The 24,278-nt window shown below is 73.0% G+C and carries 21 protein-coding genes; 12 read left to right on the forward strand and 9 right to left on the reverse strand.

Annotation, left to right across the window (positions count from 1 at the left end; all coding sequences use genetic code 11):
* The first annotated feature begins 9 nt into the window (after window positions 1-9).
* From C4U03_RS04900 to C4U03_RS04925, 6 genes are all read left to right on the forward strand, one after another.
* Window positions 10-1,011 (forward strand): MBL fold metallo-hydrolase, encoded by a 1,002-nt coding sequence (locus C4U03_RS04900; RefSeq protein ID WP_103936447.1) that lies wholly within the window; start codon window positions 10-12, stop codon window positions 1,009-1,011.
* A 307-nt stretch (window positions 1,012-1,318) separates the two neighbouring features.
* A complete protein-coding gene (locus C4U03_RS04905) occupies window positions 1,319-2,566 on the forward strand; it encodes a cytochrome P450 (RefSeq protein WP_103936448.1) in 1,248 nt (415 codons plus the stop codon).
* 118 nt (window positions 2,567-2,684) lie between these two features.
* A complete protein-coding gene (locus tag C4U03_RS04910) occupies window positions 2,685-3,947 on the forward strand; it encodes a cytochrome P450 (protein WP_103936449.1) in 1,263 nt (420 codons plus the stop codon).
* Between the two features lie 47 nt (window positions 3,948-3,994).
* Window positions 3,995-5,368: a glycosyltransferase family 4 protein gene (locus C4U03_RS04915; protein ID WP_235017646.1), complete on the forward strand. Its 1,374-nt coding sequence runs from the start codon at window positions 3,995-3,997 to the stop codon at window positions 5,366-5,368.
* Window positions 5,369-5,411: 43 nt separating this feature from the next.
* On the forward strand, window positions 5,412-6,116 hold the full coding sequence (locus C4U03_RS04920; RefSeq protein ID WP_235017647.1) for a class I SAM-dependent methyltransferase: 705 nt from the start codon (window positions 5,412-5,414) through the stop codon (window positions 6,114-6,116).
* Window positions 6,106-7,251, forward strand: a complete 1,146-nt coding sequence (locus C4U03_RS04925) for a prenyltransferase/squalene oxidase repeat-containing protein (protein ID WP_103936452.1) — start codon at window positions 6,106-6,108, stop codon at window positions 7,249-7,251. The genes C4U03_RS04920 and C4U03_RS04925 overlap by 11 nt, the downstream gene beginning before the upstream one ends.
* A 319-nt stretch (window positions 7,252-7,570) precedes the next feature.
* Here the strand turns inward: C4U03_RS04925 and C4U03_RS04930 are convergent, their stop codons facing one another.
* Window positions 7,571-8,260: a class I SAM-dependent methyltransferase gene (locus C4U03_RS04930; RefSeq protein ID WP_103936453.1), complete on the reverse strand. Its 690-nt coding sequence runs from the start codon at window positions 8,258-8,260 to the stop codon at window positions 7,571-7,573.
* Between the two features lie 228 nt (window positions 8,261-8,488).
* On the opposite strand from C4U03_RS04930, the gene C4U03_RS04935 reads away from it, so the two are divergent.
* From C4U03_RS04935 to C4U03_RS04950, 4 genes are all read left to right on the forward strand, one after another.
* Window positions 8,489-8,923 carry a pyridoxamine 5'-phosphate oxidase family protein gene (locus C4U03_RS04935; RefSeq protein ID WP_103936454.1) on the forward strand — a complete coding sequence of 145 codons (435 nt, stop codon included), beginning with the start codon at window positions 8,489-8,491 and terminating at the stop codon, window positions 8,921-8,923.
* 19 nt (window positions 8,924-8,942) lie between these two features.
* Window positions 8,943-9,134 carry a ferredoxin gene (locus C4U03_RS04940; RefSeq protein ID WP_103936455.1) on the forward strand — a complete coding sequence of 64 codons (192 nt, stop codon included), beginning with the start codon at window positions 8,943-8,945 and terminating at the stop codon, window positions 9,132-9,134.
* A gap of 159 nt (window positions 9,135-9,293) precedes the next feature.
* Window positions 9,294-11,132 carry an endonuclease/exonuclease/phosphatase gene (locus C4U03_RS04945; RefSeq protein WP_235017648.1) on the forward strand — a complete coding sequence of 613 codons (1,839 nt, stop codon included), beginning with the start codon at window positions 9,294-9,296 and terminating at the stop codon, window positions 11,130-11,132.
* Window positions 11,133-11,254: 122 nt separating this feature from the next.
* Entirely contained in the window at window positions 11,255-11,443 is a 189-nt protein-coding gene (locus tag C4U03_RS04950; RefSeq protein WP_103936456.1) for a hypothetical protein, read from the forward strand.
* Between the two features lie 361 nt (window positions 11,444-11,804).
* Here the strand turns inward: C4U03_RS04950 and C4U03_RS04955 are convergent, their stop codons facing one another.
* Both C4U03_RS04955 and C4U03_RS04960 read right to left on the reverse strand, forming a co-directional pair.
* Entirely contained in the window at window positions 11,805-12,860 is a 1,056-nt protein-coding gene (locus C4U03_RS04955; RefSeq protein ID WP_103936457.1) for a D-cysteine desulfhydrase family protein, read from the reverse strand.
* A gap of 11 nt (window positions 12,861-12,871) precedes the next feature.
* Window positions 12,872-15,643: a hypothetical protein gene (locus C4U03_RS04960; protein WP_146087256.1), complete on the reverse strand. Its 2,772-nt coding sequence runs from the start codon at window positions 15,641-15,643 to the stop codon at window positions 12,872-12,874.
* Between the two features lie 164 nt (window positions 15,644-15,807).
* Between C4U03_RS04960 and C4U03_RS04965 the strand changes: the two genes are divergently transcribed.
* The gene (locus C4U03_RS04965; protein WP_327372380.1) at window positions 15,808-16,509 is read left to right on the forward strand and encodes a cupin domain-containing protein; all 702 of its coding nucleotides are present in this window, start codon (window positions 15,808-15,810) and stop codon (window positions 16,507-16,509) included.
* Window positions 16,510-16,527: 18 nt separating this feature from the next.
* Here C4U03_RS04965 and C4U03_RS04970 read toward each other — a convergent pair whose 3' ends face one another.
* The 4 genes from C4U03_RS04970 to C4U03_RS04985 are packed head-to-tail and all read right to left on the reverse strand — an operon-like array spanning window position 16,528 to window position 20,398.
* The gene (locus C4U03_RS04970) at window positions 16,528-17,145 is read right to left on the reverse strand and encodes a GTP-binding protein (RefSeq protein WP_235017649.1); all 618 of its coding nucleotides are present in this window, start codon (window positions 17,143-17,145) and stop codon (window positions 16,528-16,530) included.
* Window positions 17,126-17,512 carry a DUF742 domain-containing protein gene (locus tag C4U03_RS04975; protein ID WP_235017650.1) on the reverse strand — a complete coding sequence of 129 codons (387 nt, stop codon included), beginning with the start codon at window positions 17,510-17,512 and terminating at the stop codon, window positions 17,126-17,128. Before C4U03_RS04975 ends, C4U03_RS04970 begins: the two co-directional genes overlap by 20 nt.
* A gap of 43 nt (window positions 17,513-17,555) precedes the next feature.
* Window positions 17,556-17,975, reverse strand: a complete 420-nt coding sequence (locus tag C4U03_RS04980; protein ID WP_103936460.1) for a roadblock/LC7 domain-containing protein — start codon at window positions 17,973-17,975, stop codon at window positions 17,556-17,558.
* On the reverse strand, window positions 17,972-20,398 hold the full coding sequence (locus C4U03_RS04985; protein WP_160146908.1) for a sensor histidine kinase: 2,427 nt from the start codon (window positions 20,396-20,398) through the stop codon (window positions 17,972-17,974). Before C4U03_RS04985 ends, C4U03_RS04980 begins: the two co-directional genes overlap by 4 nt.
* A 325-nt stretch (window positions 20,399-20,723) precedes the next feature.
* Here C4U03_RS04985 and C4U03_RS39775 point away from each other — a divergent pair, with 325 nt between their 5' ends.
* Window positions 20,724-21,680, forward strand: coding sequence for a sirohydrochlorin chelatase (locus C4U03_RS39775; RefSeq protein WP_235017651.1), 957 nt, complete (start codon window positions 20,724-20,726; stop codon window positions 21,678-21,680).
* 317 nt (window positions 21,681-21,997) lie between these two features.
* Here C4U03_RS39775 and C4U03_RS04990 read toward each other — a convergent pair whose 3' ends face one another.
* Both C4U03_RS04990 and C4U03_RS04995 read right to left on the reverse strand, forming a co-directional pair.
* Window positions 21,998-23,197 (reverse strand): Gfo/Idh/MocA family protein, encoded by a 1,200-nt coding sequence (locus C4U03_RS04990; protein WP_235017652.1) that lies wholly within the window; start codon window positions 23,195-23,197, stop codon window positions 21,998-22,000.
* Complete coding sequence (locus C4U03_RS04995; RefSeq protein WP_103936463.1) at window positions 23,194-24,240, reverse strand: ABC transporter substrate-binding protein; 1,047 nt, start codon at window positions 24,238-24,240, stop codon at window positions 23,194-23,196. The genes C4U03_RS04990 and C4U03_RS04995 overlap by 4 nt, the downstream gene beginning before the upstream one ends.
* Between the last annotated feature and the right edge of the window lie 38 nt (window positions 24,241-24,278).

Raw genomic sequence — 24,278 nt, forward strand, 5'->3', positions numbered from 1 at the left:
AGAGAACGCGTGGCCGTCACACCTGAACCGGAGAATCTCGGAGGGGGCGTTTGGACCGTTCCCGTCCCGATCCCCAACAATCCCCTGGCATACACGCTGGTGTACGCGCTGGAGAGCGAGCGCGGGCCGGTGCTCGTCGACGCCGGCTGGAACCACCCGGACGCCTGGACCGCACTCAGCGACGGGCTCGGCTCGCTCGGCCTGTCCGTCGGCGACGTCTACGGGGTGGTGGTCACCCACCACCACCCCGACCATGCCGGGCTGGCCGGCCGGGTCCGTGAGGCCTCCGGCGCCTGGATCGCCATGCACCACGCGGACGTCGAGATCATCCGGCGGTTCCGGGAGCTGGTCGCCGAGGACGCCGACCGCACCTGGGAACTGGGCGTCCTGCGCCGGGCCGGGGCCGCCGAGGGTGAGCTGGCCGCGCAGCACGACAGGCAGCGCGTGGACCCACCCGCCCTACCCGACCGCGAGCTGGCCGACGGGGAGCTGGTGGACCTGCCCGGCCGCAAGCTGCGCACCGTCTGGACGCCGGGGCACTCCCCCGGCCACATCTGCCTGCACCTGGAGGACGGCGACCGGATCTTCACCGGCGACCACGTCCTGCCGCGCATCACCCCGCACATCGGGCTCTACCCCTACGACCTGCCGGACGTGGACCCGCTGGGCGACTTTCTGGGCTCCCTGGAACGGGTCGCGGCAATGACGGTCGGCGAGGTGCTGCCGGCCCACCAGTACCGCTTCTCCGATCTCGGCGAGCGGGCCCGCGCCATCATCGACCACCACGAGGAGCGCCTGACCGAGGTGGTCGCCCTGCTGTCGGACGAGCCGGCCACGCTGTGGCAGGTGACGGCGGGCCTGGACTGGCGGTACCCGTGGGAGTCCATGCCGCTGTCCTCCCGCCAGATGGCCGCCGGGGAGGCCGCCGCCCATCTGCGCGTCCTGGAGCGCCGCGGCCGGATCCGCCGGCTCGGCGGGCCGGAGGACGTCATGCTGTTCGCCCTCGCCTGAGCGCGCCGCACGACTTCGGCAGGCCCGGTCTCCTGGGTTCACGGTACGACGCGACACCTCGTCGTGAGGGGTCGTACCGGACCCGGGGGCCGGGCCTTCCGGCTTTCCGGCGGTCCTTCCCCTCGGCCACGGGCCGGACGCCTGACCTTTCCGACGGTTCCCGGGTGAATCACGCCACAGATTGATCACCGGGCTAGACCCTTGTTGAGACTGGAGTCTCATGTTAGAACGAGTTCTAGTCCCGGCCGACCGAGCAAGCGTTCAGTCGACCGCCCCCACCTGCCGGCACCGCACGGAAGGACCGCCGATGCGTCCTCAGATCGACGTCCGCCCCGACATCGACATCATCGACCCCGGCGTGTACGAGCGCGGGGGCATCCCGCACGAGCAGTTCCGGTGGATCCGCGACAACGACCCGGTGTTCTGGCACCACGACCTCAACGAGGGCGTGCCGGGCTTTTGGGCCGTCACCCGGCACGCGGACGTGGTGCACGTCTCCCGGAACCCGGAGCTGTTCTCCAGCCACGTGCGCAGCTCGCTGTACGAGGAGTTCAGCGAGGACGACCTCGCGCTGTTCGGCCTGATGATGCTGTTCCAGGACCCGCCGGACCACACCCGCAACCGGCTGAAGGTCAACCGGGGCTTCACACCCCGGATGATCAAGCAGCTGGAGGGGCACATCCGCGACATCTGCAACGAGCTGATCGACCGGGTGTCGCCGCTGGGGCAGGCCGACTTCGCCGAGGACATCGCCGCCCCGCTGCCGGCGTACATCATCTGCGAGCTGCTGGGCGCCCCGCAGGAGGACCGGGAGCAGATCTGCGACTGGTCCAACAAGATCATCGGGTTCAGCGACCCGGAGATGGCCGGGGCCAAGGAGGAGGCCGCCGCCCTGTCGGCCGAGCTGATGGCCTACGCCTCCGAGCTGGCCGCCCAGCGCCGCGCCGAGCCGCGCGACGACATCGCCACCAAGCTGCTGCAGCCCGACGAGCACGGCAACGTGCTCAGCGACGAGGAGTTCCAGCTGTTCGTGCTGATGCTGGTGATCGCCGGGCACGAGACCACCCGCACCGGCTCGGTCAACGGCATCCAGGCGTTCTTCGACCATCCCGAGCAGTGGGAGCGGCTCAAGGCCGACCGAAGCCTGCTGCGCACCGCCCCCGACGAGATCGTCCGCTGGACCAGCCCGCTCAACCTGTTCCGCCGCACCGCCACCCGGGACACCGAGCTGGGCGGCAAGCAGATCAAGAAGGGCGACAAGGTGGTGATGTTCTACGGGTCGGCCAACCGGGACGAGCGGGTGATCGAGGACCCGTTCACCTTCGACATCGGCCGCGACCCCAACCCGCACGTGGGGTTCGGCGGCGGCGGACCGCACTTCTGCCTGGGCACCCACCTGGCCCGCCTGGAGCTGGCCGTGCTGTTCGAGACCATCCTGGACCGGATGCCCGACATCCGCCCGGCCGGCCCGCCCCGCCGGCTGCGCTCCAACTTCGTCAACGGGATCAAGGAGCTCCGCGTGGAGTTCACCCCGTCGCCTAGCCGGTCCGTCTGAGAGCGGGCACTCTGTCGAGGAGGCGGTCCCGGGCGAGACCCCCGCGGGTCCTTGCCCGCCCCCGCCCGCAAGTCGGCTCACCGCCCCGTCCCACCCGTCCGAACGAGGAGGTTCGGCGATGGCCCACCTGACCGGCGCACCCGAGATCAACCTGGTCGACCCCGACTCCTACGAGCGGGACGGCATCCCGCACGCACAGCTGACCTGGCTGCGCGAGCACGCCCCCGTCTTCCGGCACGAGGGCGACCCCGAACGCGGCTGGCCCGCGTTCTGGGCCGTCACCCGGCACGCGGACATCGTCCACGTCTCCCGGCATCCGGAGCTGTTCTCCTCGTTCACCCGGCTGGCGCTGTTCGACGAGTTGCCGGACGAGGAGCTGGCGCTCAACCAGCTCATGATGCTCAACCAGGACCCGCCGGACCACACCCGCCGGCGGGGCATCGTCAACCGCGGCTTCACCCCGCGGGCGATCGAGGCCCTGACCGGTCACATCCGCGACATCTGCCGCAGGCTGGTCGCGGAGGTGGCCGAACGCGGCCCGGAGGCCGACTTCGTGCGGGACCTGGCCGCCCCGCTGCCGCTGCAGGTGATCTGCGAGCTGCTGGGCGCCCCGGTCGAGGACCGCGACAAGATCTTCGAGTGGTCCAACACGATGATCGGTGGAGACGACCCCGACTTCCGCAAGGGCGCGGGGGTCGATCCGGAGACGGTCGCCGAGGAGGGCCGCAAGGCGGCGATGGCCATCTACGCCTACGCCAACGAGCTGGCCGCCCGGCGCCGCGCCGAGCCGCGCGACGACATCGTCACCAAGCTGCTGCAGCCGGGCCCGGACGGGGAGGTGCTGGACGGCGACGAGTTCGAGCTGTTCGTACTGCTGCTGATGGTGGCCGGCAACGAGACCACCCGCAACGCCGCCTCCGGCGGGATGCGGGCCCTGCTGGAGCACCCCGGCCAGTGGGAGCGGCTGAAGGCCGACCCCGGGCTGGTCCGCACCACCGCCGACGAGATCGTACGCTGGGTGACGCCGGTCAACCTGTTCCGCCGCACCGCCACCCGCGACACCGAGCTGGGCGGCGAGCGGATCCGCGAGGGCGACAAGGTCGTCGTCTTCTACGCCTCGGCCAACCGGGACGAGCGGGTGTTCGACGACCCGTTCACCTTCGACGTCGGCCGCGACCCCAATCCCCATCTGGGGTTCGGCGGCGGAGGGCCGCATTACTGCCTGGGTGTCCATCTCGCCCGACTTGAGCTTCGTGTGCTCTTCGAGACACTTTTGGACACCATGCCTAACATGGAACTCACCGGTAACGTTCGCAGGCTAAGGTCGTACTTCATCAACGGCGTCAAGGAGATGCCGGTCCGGGTCGCGCCGCGCGCCTGACCGGCGCCTCGCGGCCCGTCCGGGCCGAGAACAGACAGGGGTGGTGCGTGAGCGGGGTTGTGGACGAGCCTTTGCGCGTGGCCCTGCTCTCGTACCGGAGCAAGCCGCACTGTGGCGGCCAGGGCGTCTACCTGCGGCATCTGAGCCGGGAACTGGCCGCCCTCGGCCACCGGGTGGAGGTGCTGTCCGGCCAGCCCTATCCGGAGCTGGACTCGGACGACATCGTACTCACCAAGATCCCCAGCCTGGACCTGTACCGGGATGCGGACCCGTTCCGCACCCCGGCCCTGGCCGAGTACCGCGACTGGATCGACGTGCTGGAGTTCGCCCACATGCGGACGGGCGGGTTCCCCGAGCCGCTGACCTTCAGCCTGCGGGTGCTGCGCGAGCTGCGGCGCCGCCGCCGCGACTTCGACGTGGCGCACGACAACCAGGTGCTCGGGCTGGGCAATCTGGGCATCGAACGGCTGGGGCTGCCGCTGGTGACCAGCATCCACCACCCCATCAGCGTGGACCGGCGGATCGAACTGGAGGCCGCCAAGGGCCTCAAGCAGCGGCTCGGCAAGCACCGCTGGTACGGGTTCGTGACCATGCAGTCGCAGGTGGCCCGGCGGATCGGGCCGATCCTGACGGTCTCGGAGTCCTCCAAGATCGACATCGTCAAGGACTTCAAGGTCGACCCGCGCGACATCGAGATCCTGCCGCTGGGCGTCGACACCCGGATCTTCCACCCGCGCGGCGCGCGGACACCGGGCCGGATCGTCGCGATGGCCAGCGCCGACTCCCCGCTCAAGGGCGTGGACGTGCTGCTGCGCGCGGTCGCCAAGCTGGCCACCGAACGGGACGTGCACGTGATCGTGGTCAGCCGGCCGCGCAAGGACGGGCCGACCGAGCGGCTGGTGCGCGAGCTGGCGCTGGGCGAGCAGGTGCGGTTCGTGTCCGGGATCTCCGACGAGGAGCTGGGCGAGCTGCTGGCCTCCGCCGAGATCGCGGTCGTACCGTCCCGCTACGAGGGCTTCTCACTGCCGGCCGTGGAGCACATGGCCTCCGGCACCCCGCTGGTCGCCAGCCGGGCCGGCGCGCTGCCCGAGGTGGTCGGGGACGCCGCCGCGCTGGTCGAGCCCGGCGACGTGGAGGAGCTGGCCGCCACGCTGCGCCGCCTGCACGACTCCCCTCAGGAGCGGGCCCGGCTGGGCGAGGCGGGGCTGGCCCGCGTGCTGGAGCGGTTCGCCTGGCCGGCCGTGGCGCGGGCCACGGTCGAGCACTACCGGGCGGCCATCGCCCGCCAGAACTACCTGCGGCTCGCCGCAGGAGCGGCCCGGGCAGGCGCGGACCTCCGCTCGCCCAAGGCCGTGGCACGCAGGAGGGGCGCCCTCCTCGGGCGTCCCGCACGGAAGGAGCAGCGCTCTGCTGACCGTTGACTTCCAGCGGTTCCCCATCACGCCCGGAGACCATGTCCTGGACATGGGCTGCGGCGCCGGACGGCACGCCTTCGAGCTGTACCGGCGGGGAGCGCACGTCGTGGCGTTCGACCTGGACGCCGACGAGCTGGCCGGGGTGGAGAAGATGTTCGGGGCCATGCGGCTGGAGGGTGAGGCGCCCGAAGGGGCCACCGCCCGCACCGTGCAGGGCGACGCCCGCGACCTGCCGTTCCCCGACAACAGCTTCGACAAGATCATCGCCTCCGAGGTGCTGGAGCACATCGGCGACGACATGACCGCGATGGGCGAGCTGCTGCGGGTGCTCAAGCCCGGCGGCCGGCTGGCCGTGACGGTGCCGAGCTGGCTGCCCGAGCGGATCTGCTGGGCGCTGTCGGAGGCGTACCACACCGCCCCCGGCGGGCACATCCGCATCTACACCCGGGCCGAGCTGGAGGCCAAGCTCAAGTCGCTGGGCCTGCGGGTGGACGGCCACCACCACGCGCACGGCCTGCACACCCCGTACTGGTGGATCAAGTGCGCGGTCGGGGTGGACAACGCCGGCAACCCGCTGGCCAAGGCCTACCACCAGCTGCTGGTGTGGGACATCATGAAGCGCCCGCTGGTCACCCGGCTGGCCGAGCAGGTGCTGAACCCGGTGCTGGGCAAGAGCGTGGTGGTCTACACCACCAAGCCGTCCACGCCCGGTGTCCCGGACGCCGGCGGCAAGGAGAAGGTGGATGCGGCCTGAGTCCACGGCGCACCGGCCTCCGTCGGTGCCGGGGATCGTGACCGCCGAGGACATGCTGGCCACCGCGCACAGCATCGTCGCCCAACAGGAGCCGTCCGGGGCCATCCCGTGGTTCTCGCCCACCGCCGGGGTGCCCGGCCACGTGGACGCCTGGAACCACGTGGAGGCCGCGATGGCGCTGACCACCGCCGGGCTGCGCGAGCCGGCCCGGCGGGCCTACGAGTGGCTGCGCTCGGTGCAGCGGCCCGACGGGTCCTGGCCCGCCAAGTGGGTGCTGGGCGAGGTCACCGAGGCCGGCGGCGAGTCCAACCACGCCGCCTACGTCGCGGTGGGCGTCTGGCACGAGCTGCTGATGACCGGGGACGAGGAGTTCGCCCGGCGAATGTGGCCCACGGTGCGCCGGGCCGTCGACTTCACCATCGACCTGCAGACCCACCGCGGTGAGATCCTGTGGATCCGCCACCCCGACGGCACACCCGCCGACCACGCGCTGCTGACCGGCTGCTCGTCGATCTACCAGTCGCTGCGCTGCGCGGTCGCGCTGGCCGAGCACCTGCAGCGGCCCCAGCCGGACTGGGAGCTGGCCGCCGACCAGCTCGGCCATGTGGTGGCCCGGCATCCGGAGGCGTTCGCCGACAAGAGCCGCTGGTCGATGGACTGGTACTACCCGGTGCTGGCCGGCCCGGTACGGGGCGCGGACGCGGCCCGGCGGCTGGCCGAGGGCTGGGACACCTTCGTGGTCGAGGGCCTGGGCTGCCGCTGCGTGAGCGACCAGCCCTGGGTGACGGCGGCCGAAAGCTGCGAGCTGGTGCTGGCCCTGGACGCCGCCGGCGACCGCGACCGGGCCCTGGAGCTGTTCGCGACCATCCAGCACCTGCGGCACGAGGACGGCTCGTACTGGACCGGCTGGCAGTTCGAGAACCGGCGGCACTTCCCGGGGGACCGCTCCACCTACACCGCCGCCGCGGTGATCCTGGCGGCCGACGCCCTGTGCGGCGGCACCCCGGGCGCCGCCCTGTTCAAGGAGATCGCCGGCCGGCCGCTGGGACCGTCCGAGCCCGCCGACCCGGCCGCCTGCGGCTGCGTGCCGGCGACACAGGCCCCGCTGGCCAACCCGGTCCGCACGCGAATCTGAAGCGTGCCTATGGTCGCGGGCGTGCTTATGGTCGCGCCTCCGGCGCGACGGCTCGCGGACGTGCTTATGGTCGCGGCTTCGCCGCGACGGCGAGCGGGCCTGGGGACGCGCGGTCTTCCCTCGTCGTTTTCAAGATCGCTCGTTCCTCGCGATCTTGAAAGCCTCCTCAGTCCAGACCGCGCGGGCCCGCTCGCGGGTGGTCTTGAGCGCCGCCGTCTCGCAGTCTGGGGAGGTGCCGTCGGGGAGGCTCTGAGCGGATCGGGGGGAGGCTCTGAGCGGATCGGGGAGGCGTGAGAGGCTCCCCGATCCGCTCCTTCGTTTAGCCGACGGGGTCGCGGTCGTTGACGCGCTCCAGGACGCGTAGGGAGCCCTCGACGCGGCGCTCGGTGAAGACGCCGCTGGCCAGGGCGCGCTGGTGGACGTGGTAGGGGGCCTGGCCGCCGTCGGCGGGGTCGGGGAAGACGTCGTGGATGACCAGCGCGCCACCCACCATCACCCAGCGGGCCCAGTCCTCGTAGTCGGCCTGGGCGAGGTCCTCGGCGTGACCGCCGTCGATGAACAGCAGCGACAGCGGGGTGTGCCACAGGGCGGCGACGGCGCGGGAGGTGCCGACGATCGCGATCACCTGGTCCTCCAGGCCGGCGGCGCCAATGGTCCTGCGGAAGGTCGGCAGCGTGTCCATCCGGCCGGTCAGCGGGTCCACCAGTGAGGGGTCGTGGTGCTCCCAGCCGGCCTGGTTCTCCTCCGAGCCGTGGTGGTGGTCGACGGTCACCAGCACCGTGCCGACCTCGCGGGCGGCGGCGCCGAAGTAGATCGCCGACTTGCCGCAGTAGGAGCCGATCTCCAGCATCGGTCCGCGCCCCCCGTAGGCGAGTGCGGTCTCGTACAGCGCCCGGCCCTCGGCGGGCGGCATGAAGCCCTTGGCCGCCTGGGCGGCGCGCAGCAGGTCCGCGGGCATGGGGGGACGCCCGGCCGGATTACCGGGGGCGGCCGTCGCTGTCTCAGTCATGATGTCCTCCGCCGGGCACTGTAGCCCGATCCGTCCCGCCGGGTTTCTGCGCCCCGGCCGGTGTTGCGCTCACCCGACTCAGACGTTCACCGCCGCCGCCGGACGCACTCCGGACGGCAGGTGTCGGGTAGATCACATCGGCCGGACGCCGCTGACCGGGACCCATCTTGTCCCTGTTTACTGAAACGTGTTCTACTTTCTCGCGTGAATGAGCGTACCCGTGTGGCGATGAGCGAGGACGAGACGACCTCCTTCCTGGACGCCCAGACCAAGCTGCACCTGGGCACCATCAACCCGGACGGCACCCCGCACATGGTCACCATGTTCCACGCGGTGGTCGATGGCCGGCTGGCGTTCTGGACGTACCGGGCCTCGCAGAAGGCCCGCAACATCGCCCGCGACCCCCGGGTCACCTGCCTGGTGGAGGCGGGCGAGGACTACTTCGAGCTGGTCGGCGCGCTGGTGTACGGACGGGCCGAGACGCTGACCGAGCCGAATGATGTTCGGTATGTTGGCCGGCAGGTCGTCCGGCGCATGCTGGGGCCGGACCACGAGTCCGCCGTCGAGCCCTTCGTGGACGCCACGGCGGCCAAACGGTACGCCTATCTGGTCACGCCGGACCGTGTGGTCTCCTGGGACCACCGCAAGCTGACCGGGAACTGAAGCGAGGAGCGAGCCCGCGATGGAAGTACGAGTCGACCCCCTGGTCTGCGAGGCCAACGGCGTGTGCGTCGGCCTGGCCCCCGAGGTCTTCGACCTCGACGACGACGACCAGCTGCACATCCTGCAGCCGGTCCCGCCCGCCGATCAGGTCGACCGGGTCAGGCACGCCGTACGGTCCTGCCCCAAGGCCGCCCTCTCCGTGGACGAGTAGTCCCCACCCGCCCCACCGCGCGTCCGCGCCCTGTCCGCGGAGGAAACCCATGGCACGTGCCGCGGTACCGGTCTTCACCGCGACCGGTACCGCCACGCCCCTCCGGCATGTCACCATTCTTCGTGTGAAGTGGCTCGTGATCTCGGTCATGGGGTGCCGTTGACGTTCCTACGTGTTCTGGCGGGGGTCAAGCTCACCGCCGTACTGGTGGCCGGTGCCGTCGCAACGCCCGCCGTGGCGGCGGTATCCGCGCCGAAGGTCGCCCGCCACATCCACGACGTCCAGGGCGCCGCGCACGTCTCGCCCTTCGTCGGCGCCACGGTCACCGGCATCCCCGGCGTGGTGACCGCCGTCACCGAGAACGGCTTCTGGATGCAGTCCGAAAGGCCCGACCGCGACCCGGCCACCTCCGAGGGCCTGTTCGTGTTCACCCGCACCCGGCCTGCGGCCGCCATCGGGGACGCGGTGCGGGTGGACGGCCGGGTGAACGAGTTCCGCCCCGGCGGCCCGGCCTCGGCCAACCTGTCCCGTACCGAGATCGAGGCCACCGCGACCGTCGTGGAGCGGCGCGGGGTCCCGCTGCCGCCCCCCGAGGTGCTCGGCCCGGACGGGCGCCGCGCGCCCGGCTCGGTGATCGACGACGACGTCCGGGGCGACGCCGAGACCTCCGGCAGGTACCAGCCCGGCGAGGACGGGCTGGACTTCTACGAGTCGCTGGAGGGCATGCGCATCGCCGTCGACGACGCGGTGGCCGCCGGGCCCCGCTCGGAGTTCGGCGAGATCCCCGTCCTGCCCGCGGACGGGGCGGGCGCCGGCCTGCGCACCGGGCGCGGCGGCATCGTGCTGCGCGCCAAGGACGCCAACCCCGAGCGGGTCCTCCTCGACGACATCCTGCTGCCCCTGCCGCCGATGAACGTGGGCGACCGGCTCCCTGGCCGCACGCTCGGCGTGCTCGACTACAACTACGGCGACTACCGGCTCCTGGTCACCTCGGCGCCGCGGGTCCGGGACGGCGGCCTGGTCCCCGCGCGGACCCGCCCGCAGCAATCCGACGAGCTCGCGGTGGCCACGTACGCGCTGCGGGACCTGGACCCGGGCGACCCGCCACAGCGGTTCGCGGCGATCGCCCGCCAGTTGGTGACCGACCTGGCGGCCCCCGACCTGGTGACGGTGACCGGGCTGCAGGACAACAGCGGCCCCGAGGACGACGGCACGGTGGCCGCCGACCAGACGGTGGCGCAACTGGTCGCGGCGATCTCGGCGGCCGGGGGGCCGGCCTACGACTGGCGCTCGATCGACCCGCTGGACGGGGCGGACGGCGGCGAGCCGGGCGGCAACGTCCGGGTCGGGTTCCTGTTCCGCACCGACCGGGGGCTGAGCTTCGTCGACCGTCCCGGCGGCACCGCCACCCTCCCGGTCGCCGCGGTCCCGGTCGCCGCCGCGGGCGGCTCCCGCGAGGCCGGGCTGTCGGTGAGTCCCGGCCGGGTGGCCCCGGGCGACGCGGCCTGGAACGCTGCGCGCAAGCCGCTGGCGGGCGAGTTCGTGTGGCGGGGGCGGCGGCTGGTCGTCATCGCCAACCACTGGACGGCCCGGGGCGGCGACGACTCCCTCTACGCGCGCTTCCAGCCCCCGCGCCGGCCCAGCGAGACCTCCCATGCCGCGCAGGCCCGGGTGCTGGCCGGCTTCGTCCGGTCGCTGCGGGCCGTCCATCCGAACGCCGCGGTGATCGTGGCCGGCGACCTGAACTCCTTCGGCCGCTCCCCCGCGATGGACGTGCTGACCCGCGGCACCGGGCTGCGCGACCTGGTGACGGAACTGCCCGAGTCCGAGCGCTACACGGTGATCTCGGCCGGGAACGCGCAGGCTCCCGATCACATCCTGGTGAGCCCGGCGCTGGCCGCCCGCCCGCACGAGTTTGAGATCGTCCACCTCAACGCCGAGTTCACCCGTCAGGTGAGCGACCACGACCCGATGGTCCTGCGGGTACGCGCCGGCTGATCGCCGGGATTCGGACCGTCCCCCGACGGGTTTTGAACAGGTAAAAGAAGGGTCAAAGTTTGACCTGCTCCGCCTCGGGCATCGGTCGGGCGTTCATCGACCAGGCTTGGGAGGAGACGCCCATGGCGTACCGGCGAGGTCCGGGCATCAGCCTCATCGGGCTCATCTATCTGATCATCGGCGTGTTCGTCGCCTGGGACCGGGACTACATCGACCTGGACCTGCTCCGTCGTGTGGGCAGCGCCCTGCTAGCGATCTTCCTGTGGTTCCTGGTGCTGCTCGGCGTGGACCTGCACATCGACGCCGACTGACCCCGCGCTCACCACGGACCGGCCCTGCCCAACCCCCGCCTGGGCCGGGCCTCCGATGCCCCGCCCTGACGGCCACATCCCCCCCGGCCGAAGGGCGGGGCATCTTTACTCAACTTTGTTCGACGACTTGATGACCCCGGCGATAGTGGCAAGTCCCGGTGGAGCCAATAGGCAGGGAAGTTGCCCAGACATACCGTCCGTACCGGAACTACCACCGAAAGGGGTCACCAGCATGTGGATCGGCACCCCCGACTGCCCCGACAACTGCGGCTGCACCGCCGACGCCGGCCTGCTGGCCGTCATCAGGACGGCCTTCGCCGTCGCCAGGGGCATCCTCAGATCCCTGTGACGGTCCCGGGGGTCAGCCGACGAAGGCGTCCGGATAGACGAACAGGCCCGGCAGGCCCCCGGTGTGCCAGAACACGACCGTCTCGTCCGCGCCGATCCGGCCGGCGCGGACCAGCCCGACGAGAGCGGCGGCGGCCTTGCCCGAGTACACCGGGTCCAGCAGCACGCCCTCGGTCCGCGCGAAGAGCCGCACCGCCTCGGACATCTCCGGGGTGACCACACCGTAGCCGGGCCCCAGCCAGTCGCCGTGCACGGTGACGCGGTCCTCGGGCACGGGCACACCGAGCAGGCGCGCGGTCTCGGCGGTCAGCTCCTCCACCACGGCCCTGGTCTCCTCGGCGGGCCGGTAGACGGCGACGGCCTCGACCTGGGCCGCCGACCCCGCTTCCGCCAGCCCCACGGCCAGCCCGGCGGCCGTCCCCGCCGTGCTCGTGGCGACCACGACACGGTCCACGGCACCCGCCGGACCGACCTTCGATTCCAGCCGGGTGGCCTCCTGCTCCTGCGGACCGGCTCCCTGGTCCGGTCGGGCGGTTTCCGGGGGCGGCTGGATCTGGGTGAGCAGTTCCAGGGCCGCGCCGACGTAGCCCAGGGCCCCGACCGCGTTGGAGCCGCCCGGGGGGATCACGTACGCCGGGCCGATCTCCTCCAGCGCAGCGGCGATGTCGTCGGCGTCGTCGACGATGCGAACCCGCGCCCCCAGCAGCCCGTCGAGCAGAACGTTGCCGGAGGTCTCGTACAGCTCGTCCGAGCGTGGCACCGAGCGGGTCAGCAGCAGCTCGCAGCGCAGCCCCAGGCGGGCGCAGGCGGCGGCGGTCTGCCGGGCGTGGTTGGACTGCACCGCCCCGAAGGTGACCACCGTGTGGTGTCCCTCGGCGAGGGCCCGCCCCAGCAGGTACTCCAGCTTGCGGGTCTTGTTGCCACCGGCGGCCAGGCCGGTGCAGTCGTCGCGCTTGATCCAGATCCGCGGGCCGCCGAGCTCCGCGGACAGGCGGTCGCAGCGCTCCAGCGGAGTCGGCCAGTGCCCCAGCCGGACGCGGGGGAACGCCGTGAGATCGGGTGTCGTCACAGGCTCTCCTCTCACGGCAGCCGGGTGCGCCAGAAGGTGGGGGTGTCGCCGCGGTGGTCGCCCGTCATGCCCACCGCCACCAGTTCGCCGCCGACCACGGCCAGCGCGGTGAGCCGCTGGTCGCCCGGTCCGTCCAGGCCGGTGCCGTGGGCCAGCACGGCCTTCCAGGTACGCCCGTCCGCCGAGCTCCACACGGCGACGTCCTTACCGCCCGGGTTCCCGGTCGTTCCGGCGACGACATGGCCCGTGGGGGTGGCCGTCACGGCGGTGACCGTCCCGCCCGCGGCACCGCCCGGCAGGGTCTGGACCTGCCAGGTCTTGCCGCCGTCGGCGGAGACCGCCGTGAACGGGTACGGCTGCTCGGGCGCGCCGGTCTTGCCGGAGCCGATCGCGACGAGGACGTCGCCGCGGGCGGCCACACGGGTGAGCATGCCCGAGGCGGCCCCCGGCGGCGGTGCCGGCATCCGCACGGCGGTCCACTTCCTGCCGTCCGTGGAGGTCCATGCCGCGGGCCGGTCCCCCTTGGGGCCGGGACGGGCGCCGACGGCGACATAGCCACCGGGCACGGCCGTCACGTCGCGCATCCGGCCCTCGCCGGCGCCGCTGCCGCGCGTCCACTTCTTCAGGTCGGCGGAGTGCCAGACGGCGGCCCAGCGGCCGTACTGCCCGGCGGCGACATAGCCGCCCGGCCCGAAGGCGGCCGACTCGGCGAAGCCCTTGCCCGGCAGTGACCGGCCCTTCTCCCAGGTGGCGGCGTCGGTGGAGGTGAACAGCAGGGGGCTGTCGCCGTGCCGGCCGACCGCCAGCCAGCCGTCGTCACCGCGCACGGCGTCCGACAGCCACCGCCGTGTCTGCGGGTCGGGGTCACCGTTCAGCCCCGAGGCCCGCTGCCATGCGCGGGTGCTCGGGCCCACCCAGGCGGCCGGCTCGCCGTTGGTGCTGCCGACCGCAACCAGCCGGGCGCCGTCGGGGACCAGCGCGGTGATCGCTCGCTCGGTACGGACGGCGCCGGGCACCGTCGCCAGGTTCACCTCCCCGGTGCCGGGCAGCGCCAGGTACCCGTCGCCGCCCTTGCTCCCGGCCAGGGCGACGGTGCCGCCCAGCGCGGCCATCCCGCCGATGTCGGGGCCGGACACCTCACCGGCGCGCTGCCAGGTCCTTCCGTCGCCGCTGCGCAGTACCGCCTTCTTGCCGTCGCCGACGTCGGCCAACGCGGCCAGCCCGGCGGGCGAGCCCGCCAGCCGCTCCAGCCGTGCGTACCCACCGGGCTGGATCCTCCCGGCCGGTGTCCACCGGGCGCCGTCCGGCGAGGACCAGACCACCGAGTAGCGGACGGTCTTGCGGCGTTTCTTGCTTCCGGTCGTCTGCTTGGCCTCACGGGTGGCGAAGAAGCCGCCGGGCCCGCCGACCAGCCCGGTGAGCGCGCCGTAGGAGCCCTGCGCCTGCGACACGTCGACCTGGCTCCAGGTGCGGCCGCCGTCGGCCGAGCGCCAGCGCCCCGACTCCTCGACGGTCCGGGTGACCTTGCGCTTCTTGCCGCCCTTGCGCTCGACCTTGGTGACCTTCTTGCGGACGGTGCCGCGTACCACCACGGTGCCGCCGGACGCGGCGACCCGGTCCAGGGTGACCACGTCGCCGATGGACGTCCGGTCGACGCGCTGCCAGGCGCTTCCGTCGGCGGAGGTCCACAGCACGCCCCGGGTGCCGTCCCCGGCGTCGGTGGTGCCCACCGCCATGAACCCGGTGGACGTGCGGGCCAGGCTCATCACCCGGTCCTGCGGGCCGAAGGCGGCCACGGCGGGCTGCCGGGTCCAGGTCAGGCCGTCCTTGCTGGTCCACACCACGGTCGGGCCCGCGGCGTCCTCCGCCTGCACGGCCGGGCCGCCGAGCGCGACCCATCGGCCGGCTCCGCCGGTTACCCGGCGCGGCATCTCCGCCGGCGGCGGCTCACCCCCGTCGGCGGCGCGGACCCGGGCCGTCCGCCAGCTCCGGCCGCCGTCCGCGGAGACCAGGAAGCGGGCCCGGTCCGGGCCGCCGGTCTCGCCGCCGACCGCGATCAGCGTGGCGCCCTCCCCAGCCACCCCGGTCAGCTGTTGGACGAGCCCGTCGGTCTTGGCCGCCGGGTCGACGGCGAACCAGGGGTCGGCCAGGACGGCCCCGGGCTGCCGCACTGTTCGCCGGGGCGCGTCCTCCTCCCCACCGAGCACCAGGTAGCCGCCCGCCCCGGCCACCAGCACGGCGGCCACGGCCGCGGCCAGCAGCGGGCGGCGCGAGCCGCCGGACGTTCTCCTGGACGGCGGCAGCGCGCCGGTCCTGGCCGGGCGGGCGACGGGGACGGCGGGCGTCACCGGCACCTCGGAGACCGGAGCCGGGGCCGGGGTCGGCGTCCGGGAGGCGGCGGGGGCCGGGTCCTGCCGGGGCTCGGCCGGCTCCGGCTCGAACTCCTCGGCCTGCGGGGCAGGGCCGTCGGCCGCCGGGATGGTCGCGGCGGCGTGCACCCAGTCGACACCGGCCCGGTGCCAGACGGCGTGCGAACGCTGCCACGGCGAGGCGCTGGGCATCCCCCGCACCCGCTTGCGGCCCGGGGACCGCCCGGTCCGCGTACCGGCCGCCTCGTCCGCCGCGGGTTCGCCGGAGTGCGCCGGCGTGGCCCCGGCGTCCTGCGCCGCGGCGACCTCGATCCGCTGGAACGGCTCCGTCGGGTGCTCGTCCGAGGCATCCGGGGCGTCCGGAGCGGTGGCGAGCATCTCGGCGCTGTCGGGCCCTGGAGTCGTCGCCGTCACCTTAGCTCCCTCCATGCGGAAAACCCGCCGGCACCATGAAACCGCGCGGCAACCGCCGTCGCATGGACATCTATGTGATCAACAACCAATCGTCTCGCAGCGGCGCCCGCGGCGCCACCGACCCGGCAAAAGATGATCTTCCTCGGCCGGGCTAGGCTCGGCCTGTGATCCTGCTGACGACGCTGCACGCCTGGACCTCGCGGACCGCCGACCGCCTGGACCTGTCCGACGGCCGGATGGCCTGGGTGCCCGGCGGCGACCTCGGCGACGCGCTCGCCGTCCTCGACGGCGCTCCCGACGTCTTCGGCGACGCCCAGGTGGTCGCGCTCACCCTCGACCCGGAACCGTCCGACGTGCGCCTGCTGCGCGCCGCCGACCCGAGCCACGTCGCGGAGATCAGGTACGCGCGCCGCGGCCCCGACGGGCGGTACACCGGGCTACTGTCCCGGCCCGAGATCGCCGAGGAGCTCGACCTGCTCCCCCATCCCGAGGGCGGCTGGTTCCGCGAGACCTGGCGGACGCCAGTGGCCTTCCAGCCGCCGGGCTATCCGGGGGAGCGGGCCAGCGCCACCGGGATCTACTTCTTCCTGCCACCCGGCGAGGAGTCGATGTGGCACCAGGTGCGCTCGGACGAGCTGTGGGCCTACCACCTCGGCGACCCGCTGGTGCTGGAGCTCGGCGGCACCGGCGAGCGGCCCGGCCGGCCCGAGCCGGTCGTGCTCGGGCCACAGGTGGCGCGGGGCCAGCGGCCACAGGTGCTGGTGCCCGCCGCCACCTGGCAGGCCGCCCGTCCGGACGGCGCCGAGGGGACGCTGGTGAGCTGCGTGGTCTCCCCCGGCTTCGACTTCGCCGACTTCCGCGCCTGACGGGCGGCCCCGCCGCCTTCAGCCCCGGCGGGCGGTGGCCATCAGCACGTGCTCGACCAGGGTGATCAGCACCTGCTTGGCCGACTCCCGGGTCCGCACGTCGCTCATGATCACCGGGATGTCCTCGTCGAGGTCCAGCGCGGCGCGGATCTGCTCGGGGGCGTACCGCTTGGCGCCCTCGAAGTGGTTGACCGCCACGATGAACGGCAGCCCGCGCCGCTCGAAGTAGTCCACCGAGGCGAAGCAGTCGGCCAGCCGGCGGGTGTCGACCAGCACCACCGCGCCCAGCGCGCCCTGCGCCAGCTCGTCCCACATGAACCAGAACCGGTCCTGGCCGGGGGTGCCGAACAGGTACAGCACCAGGCCGGTGGGCAGGGTGATGCGGCCGAAGTCCATGGCCACGGTGGTGGTGGTCTTGCCGGCCACCATCGCCGTGTCGTCGACGCCGATGCTCTTCTCGGTCAGCATCGCCTCGGTGCGCAGCGGCCGGATCTCGCTGACCGCGCCCACCAGGGTGGTCTTCCCGACGCCGAAACCCCCGGCGACCAGGATCTTGACCGCCAGGGACGACTCGCGCGGATCCTCCGCCGGGCCCCCCGGAGAGGGGTGGGCGGGATCAGAGCGCATGGAGTCCATCGATCACTTCCTTGAGTACGCGCTCGTTGGGGAACTGAGCGACCGGAGCCGGACGGCGCACCCGGATCAGGCCGTGATCCAGCAGGTCACCGAGCAGGACCCGCACCACACCGAGGGCGAGATCCAGCTCGGAGGCCACCTCGGCCACCGACAGGGGGGACCGGCACAGCTCCAGGATGGTCCGGTGTTCGGGTGAGCGCGGAAGGCGCTCGATGCCGGCGGTCCCGGGTGGGCCGTCGGCGTCACCGCCGGAGCCGGCGGCGGTCTCGATGATCGCGATCAGGTCGAAGTCGCCGCCCGCGGGCCTGGTGCGGCCACCGGTCAGCGCGTACGGCCGGACCACGGGCCCGGGCTCGGTCCACTCCACGTGACGACCGGTCCCGCCGCGGTGGCGGACCGGATCCTGGCCGTCATGCATTGTGCTCGGCCAGGGCCGAACGCGGGTTGGCCGCCAGGTGCCGGCCGACCCGGACCACCAGCATGGCCATCTCGTAGGCGATGACGCCGACGTCGGCCTCCGCGTCGGCCAGCACGGCCAGCCCGGCGCCCTGCCCGGCGGCGGTCACGAACAGGAAGGCCGACTCCATCTCCACGATGGTCTGGCGGGGCTGGCCGCCGCCGAACTCCTGACCGGCGCCCCGGGACAGGCTCTGGAAGCTGGCGGCCACCGCCGCCAGCCGCTCAGCGTCCTCCCGCTCCAGCCCGCGTGAGGAGGCGATCCGCAACCCGTCGTTGGAGAGCACCACCGCGTTGCGGACATGGGCGACGCTGTCGACCAAGTGGTCCAGCAGCCAGTTGAGCTCTCCGCCGGTGTTGGCGACATCCGTCATTGACCATCCTCCTGTGTCCCCTGGCCCTCTTCGGCCTCGGCTCTGCCACGCTGCCAACCACGCTGCATGGCGGCCATCTTGGTGCGTACGACCTCGAGTTGCCCGTCGGGGTCGGCCGCACGCCCGTCCTCGCCCGGTTGTGCGCCCACGACCCCGGAGGCCTGCTGGGGCCCGGTGTCCTCGCGGAGCCGGGCCGCCAGGTTCTCCTGCCTGCGCCGCCGGGGCAACCCGTCCGGGGTCATCTCCACCGGGGCCGCCGTCCCGTTCACGGCGCCGTTCGACGAGCCGTTCACCGGGCCGTCCGGCGGGCCGGTCTCCGGCGGGACCACCGCGACCATCGGGCCGGTGGTCTTGTCGGTGGTGCGGCGGCGCCGGCGCGGCAGCTCGGTGGGGGCCTTGCCGGCGTCGCCGCCGGCGGCCTGCGGCCTGGTCTTCTCCAGCCGCGCCGGGCCCACCTCCGGCACGGGACGCGGCGGGGCCGCCACGGCCCGCGCGGCGGGCGCCGGCTCGGCCTGCGGGACGACGCGGGCCGGGGCGTGCCCGGGCAGCTGCGCCCGCAGCTCGGCCGGCGGCAGCGCCCCCGACGGTGACTCCACGATCAGATCGGCCGGGACCAGCACGATGGCGGTGGTCCCGCCGTAGGGCGAGGACCGCAGCGACACCTTGATGTGGTGCCGCTCGGCGAGCCGGGCGACCACGAACAGGCCCAGCCGGCCCAGGTCCGACAGGTCGAACTCGGGCGGGTCGGCCAGCCTGCGGTTGATCTCCTCCAGCGTCTCGGTCTTGAGGCCGAGCCCGCGGTCCTCGATCTCCACCACGAACCCGTTGGGCACCAGCTGGCCGGTGATGCGCACCGGCGAGGCCGGCGGGGAGAACAGCGTGGCGTTCTCGATCAGCTCGGCCAGCAGGTGGATGGTGTCGGCCACCGCGTTGCCGGCCAGCGCGGCGGCCGGCATCGACAGCACGCCGACCCGGGTGTAGTCCTCGACCTCGGCGACCGCGCCGCGCACCACGTCCACCAGCGGGACCGGGTTGCGCCAGGTGCGGCCGGCGGTGCGGCCGGCCAGGATGACCAGGCCCTCGGCGTGCCGGCGCATGCGGGTGGCCAGGTGGTCCAGCCGGAACAGGTCGTCGAGCTCGGCGGGGTCCTCGGTGCGCCGCTCCATCGTGTCCAGCAGGGACAGCTGGCGGTGCACCAGGGCCTGGTTGCGCCGGGCCAGCGTGACGAAGACCTCGTTGATCCCGCGCCGGGTGCGGCTCTCCCGGGCGGCGGCCTCGATCACGGTCCGGCCGGCCTCGGTGAACGCGTCGCTGATCCGGGCGATCTCGGTGACCCGCAGCTCCTGGCGGGGCAGCGCTTCCTCGGGTTCGAGGATCCGCCCCTCGCGCACCTGCTCGGCCAGCTCGGGCAGGTACTCCTGGGTGAACTGGCTCACCGCCCGCGACACCCGGCGGCTCTCGCCGATCAGCCGGCGGGAGATCCGCCAGGCCACGGTGGTGGAGGCGATGATGGCCAGCAGGCCCAGGCCGGCGGCGGCGGCCAGCCGCCCGTAGGTCTGCAGCGCCGCGTCGTTGGAGCGCTCGCTGCTGTCGGAGACCACGCGCAGCTCCAGCTCCGCCATCCGGCCGATCACGGTCTCGGCCGCGGTGTGCCAGGTGCCCTGGTCGAACGACGGCCGCCGGACGGTCTCGTCGGCCAGCAGCAGCTGCTCCTCCAGCCTCAGGAGCCGGGTGTAGTCCGGGCCCGCCAGGAACCGCTCGTAGTCTCCGCGCTCCCCGGCGGGCAGGCCGGGCACGGTCTCGGCGATCATGAAGTTCTTGGCCCCGTTGATCCGCTCGAACTCGTCGAGCTCCTGCTCCTCCCAGCGGCCCGCCGCCAGCAGTCCGGTGACCAGAGCGTCCTCGCGGGTGAGCAGTTCGCGGGCGCGGCCGAGCCGCTGCAGGTTCTCCAGGTCCCTGGCGAGCCGCCCGTTGCTGACGGTCATCGCCTGCAGGGAGTCGTGGATCCCGTCGACGATCGTCGAGTAGGCGGTCAGCACCCGTTCGCGCCGGGCCTGGCGCTGGTCGACGGTCGTGCGCAGCGTGTCGAGCTCGCCCAGCGCGGTGGTCACCGTCGCCGACCGCCGCCGCACCTCGGCGTCGACGTCGGCGCGGATGCCAGGGTCGGCCACCGCGGCGGCGAACGAGCGCCGGGCCTGATCGGTCTTGACGCGCTGGGCGTCGAGCCCGGACCGGTCCAGGGTGCGGCTGCCCAGGTAGGCCATCGACATGCGGCGCTCGTGCTGCAGCGAGTCCAGCAGCGCCATCGACGGCCGCACCAGCCGGTTCTCGAACCGGCGGGCGTCGCGCAGCTCCCGGGCCTCACCGAAGGTGATCATCGTGACGAAGACCCACAAACCCACCAGTGAGGCGAGCGGGATCACCAGCAGGATAACGATCTTGGTTCGGATCGACTGGGTTCTGGTCGGCGGTGCGGGTGTACGGGAGGCCATCACGCCTCGTAGCCCATCATGACGGGGGGACCCTCCCGATTGGTGTCGGTACGGGGGTTCCGGGAGCTTACTACGTCCTCGCCCGAAGAAACCGATCATCCTGGCAGCAGCGTGCAGCAATGTTGCCAGGGTGTTACCGTCGTCACCGTGCGCAGCGGAATTCCCCCCGCCCACAAAGAGCGCAAAATCGGAATATTCGGCACATAACCCCCACATGCAAGGAATGAGGCATCCAGCCCCCGTTACGATGCCCGCCGTGACCCCTGACAGCGAAGTGCCTCTCGACAACATGGGCCCCGAGGTTCTTCCGGCCCGCCGGCGACGGCCGCGGCCCGGTGGCCGGCACCGCGGCGCCGAGTCCTTCGCGCTGCCGCCGGACTCGCCCCCGCTCATCCTCGCGGTCCCCGGTGCCCTCGACGCCTCCGTCCCGCCCGTGCCGCCGGGCCGGCCCGGAGCGCCGGAGCCGTCCGGGCGGCCCGTGGTGGCCGGGGTGGCGGGCGCGCTGGCCCTGCTGACCGAGCACGCGCACACCGGCCGCCCGGTCGTGCTCGGGCACCTGGCGGGATCGGCGGCTTCCCTCGGCGCAGCACTGGCCGCCGCCGCGGCGGCCGGCCGGGCGCCGGACATGCCGCCCGCGGTGGTGGTGCCGCTGCTGGCCGGCCCCGACCCGGTGATCGACCGGGCGCTGCGGGAGACGGTCGTCGCCTCCGGGGTGCCGGCCGTGATCGCCGAGCCGCTGGGGCCGCACCCGCTGATCGCGCAGGCGCTGCACGAGCGGCTGGCCGAGGCGGGGCTGGCCCGCGCCGACCGGATCAGGATGATGACCACGGTCACCGTGGCCGGCGGAGTGGTGATCGCCGTCCCCGGCGGCCCGGCCGCGGTGCGCGACGCCGAGGTCAGCGCGGTGCTGCTGGCCTCCCGGCTGGCGGTGCCCGCCACCGCCGCCTCGCTGGAGGACGGGCCGGACGCGATCTCCCCCGCCGAGGCCGCGGCCAGGCTGCGCGCCGCCGGAGCCACCCATGTGGCGTTCGCGCCGTACGTGATCGGGCCGGAGGTCGCCCCGGCCCGGCTGGCGATGCTGTCCAAGCTGGCCGCCGACACCGGCGCGGGGCTGGCGGCACCGCTGGGCGACCACCCGGTCCTGGCCCACCTCATCGCGCTGCGCTACGTGGAGGCCCTGGAGAAGGCGCTGCGCGAGGGCCAGCTCCACTAAAGCGCCGGGAGCCGTCCCACCGGCGGCTCCGGGCGGGGGCCGGGCGACCGCAGCACCGCGAGGCCGCCTGACGCGCCCTCGAACGCCAGATCAGCCCGCTGGCCGGTGAACGGGGTGATCGGTCGCGCAATGTCGCTCCTCGTCGCCTGTGCGGTGACCGGCCGGTGGCCGGTGCAGCGCGCGACCCTCAGAGGACGCTGCGTGCGGGCCCGGGGCGGGGCGGCCCGCCCCCGGAAGAGCGGCTACCGGCGGCCGAACCCCACGGTGCGCAGGTAGTCGTAGCCCACCCGGCGCCCACCCGGCGCCCACCCGACCCTTCACGGTCCAGGGGCGTCCTCGAACGGGACGGGCGTCCACCCGCCGCCGCCCGCGGCACTGTCCTCGACGGCGGCCAGCACCCGCTGGACCTGCAGGCCGTCGGCGAACGAGGGGGACGGGTCGGTGCCCGCGGCGATCGCCGACAGCAGGTCGGCGATCTCGTGGGTGAAGGTGTGCTCGTAGCCGAGCAGGTGGCCGGGCGGCCACCAGGCGGCGGCGTAGCGGTGGGAGGGCTCGGTCACCAGGATCCGGCGGAATCCGGCCTCGCCCCCGTCGAGCGTGTGGTCGTGGAACCACAGCTCGTTCATCGCCTCGAAGTCGAAGACGAGGCTGCCGCGTGAGCCGTTGACCTCGATGCGCAGCGCATTCTTGCGGCCGGTGGCGAACCGGGTGGCCTCGAACAAGGCGACGGCGCCGCCGGCGGTGCGCCCGAGGAACAGCGCCGCGTCGTCCACCGTCACCGGCCCCCGCTCGGTGCCCGCGGACGCCGTCAGCCCGGCCGAGGCAGTGGCCAGCGGGCGTTCGGTCACGAACGTCTCCAGCAGCGCGGACACCCCGATGAGCCGGTCACCGGTGATGAACTGGGCGGTGTCGACGAGGTGCGCGCCGATGTCGCCGAGCGCACCCGACCCGGCCCGTTCCCGGTCCAGCCGCCAGCTCAGCGGGGCCTCGGGGTCGGCCAGCCAGTCCTGCAAGTACTGGGCGCGGATGTGCCGGACCGTGCCCAGCCTGCCGTCGGCCACCAGGCGGCGGGCCAGCGCGACGGCCGGGACGCGCCGGTAGTTGAAGGCGACCATGGCGCGCACGCCCCGCGCCGCCGCCCGCTCGGCCGCCGCCGCCATCGCCTCCGCCTCGGCGACCGTGTTGGCCAGCGGCTTCTCGCACAGCACGTGCTTGCCGGCGCCGAGCGCCGCGAGGGCGATCTCGGCATGGGTGTCGCCGGGCGCACAGATGTCGATCAATTGGACGTCGTCGCGGCGCAGCAGCGCCCTCCAGTCGGTCTCGGCCGAGGCCCAGCCGAGCCGGTCGGCGGCCCGGCGCACCCGCTCAGCGTCCCGGCCCGCCAGCGCCGCCATGACCGGGACGCAGGGCACGTCGAAGAACGCGCGCACGCTGCGCCACGCCTGCGAGTGCGCCCGGCCCATGAAGGCGTGGCCGACCATGCCGATCCCCAGAGCGGGCGCGTCGCCGCCGCTCAAGACTCGAACCCCAGCGGCAGGTAGCGGTCCACGTTGTCCTTGGTGATGGTCTCCGAGGCCAGGGTGATGGACTGCGGAACCTGCTTTTCCACCAGGTCGGCCATGCCCTTGCCCTGCGCGATCAACCGAGCCAGCTTGATGGCCGAGGAGGCCATGGACGGGCTGTAGGTGACGGTGGCCTCCAGCACCCCGCCGTTCTTGATCTCGCGCATGGCGTTGGCCGACCCGGCACCGCCGACCATGAAGAACTCGTTGCGGTTGGCCTGCTTGATCGCCGCCAGCACACCCACACCCTGGTCATCATCGTGGTTCCACAACGCGTCGATCTTCTTGTGCGCCTGCAGCAGGTTGCCCGCCACCTGGTTGCCGGACTCGACGGTGAACTTGGCGTCCTGCTTGGCAGTGACGGAGAAGCCGTAGGTCTTCAGCGCGTCGGCGAAGCCCTTGCTGCGGTCCTGGGTCAACGGCAGCGTCGCGATCCCCTGGATCTCCAAGATCACCGGCTTGGCGACACCCTTGTCCTTGAGCTTCTTGCCGATGTAGTGCCCGGCGGCCACCCCCATGCCGTAGTTGTCGCCGCCCACCCACGTCCGGTACGACAGCTTGTCGGGGAACACCCGGTCCAGGTTGACCACCGGAATACCGGCATCCATCGCCTTACGCGCCACCTGGTTGAGCTGCTCACCATCATTGGGCAGGATCACCAACGCACCGACCTTCTGCGCGATCAGCGACTCCACCGCCGAGATCTGCTGGTTGATGTCATTGGTCGGCTCCACCGGCTTGAAATCCACATCCGAGTACTGCTTGGCCTGCGCCTCGGCATTCTTGGCGATCGCCGCGATCCAACCATGGTCGGCGGCCGGAGCCGAAAAACCAATGGTGACCTTCGTACCGGGCTTGTCATTGTCCCCACCAGTGGAGACGCTCTGCTGGTTGGTGTTGCCGGTCTCCTCGGAGTTGCTCGTGCAGGCCGCCGCGAGCATCCCGGCTCCGGCGATCGATCCGGCGAACAGGAATCCTCGCCTGCTGGTGTCGGTCATGGCGCTCTCCAGTGTGTCGGGGTGGGGTTTGCGGGCGT

Source organism: Thermomonospora echinospora (assembly GCF_900108175.1).
Taxonomy (GTDB): Bacteria; Actinomycetota; Actinomycetes; order Streptosporangiales; family Streptosporangiaceae; genus Thermomonospora; species Thermomonospora echinospora.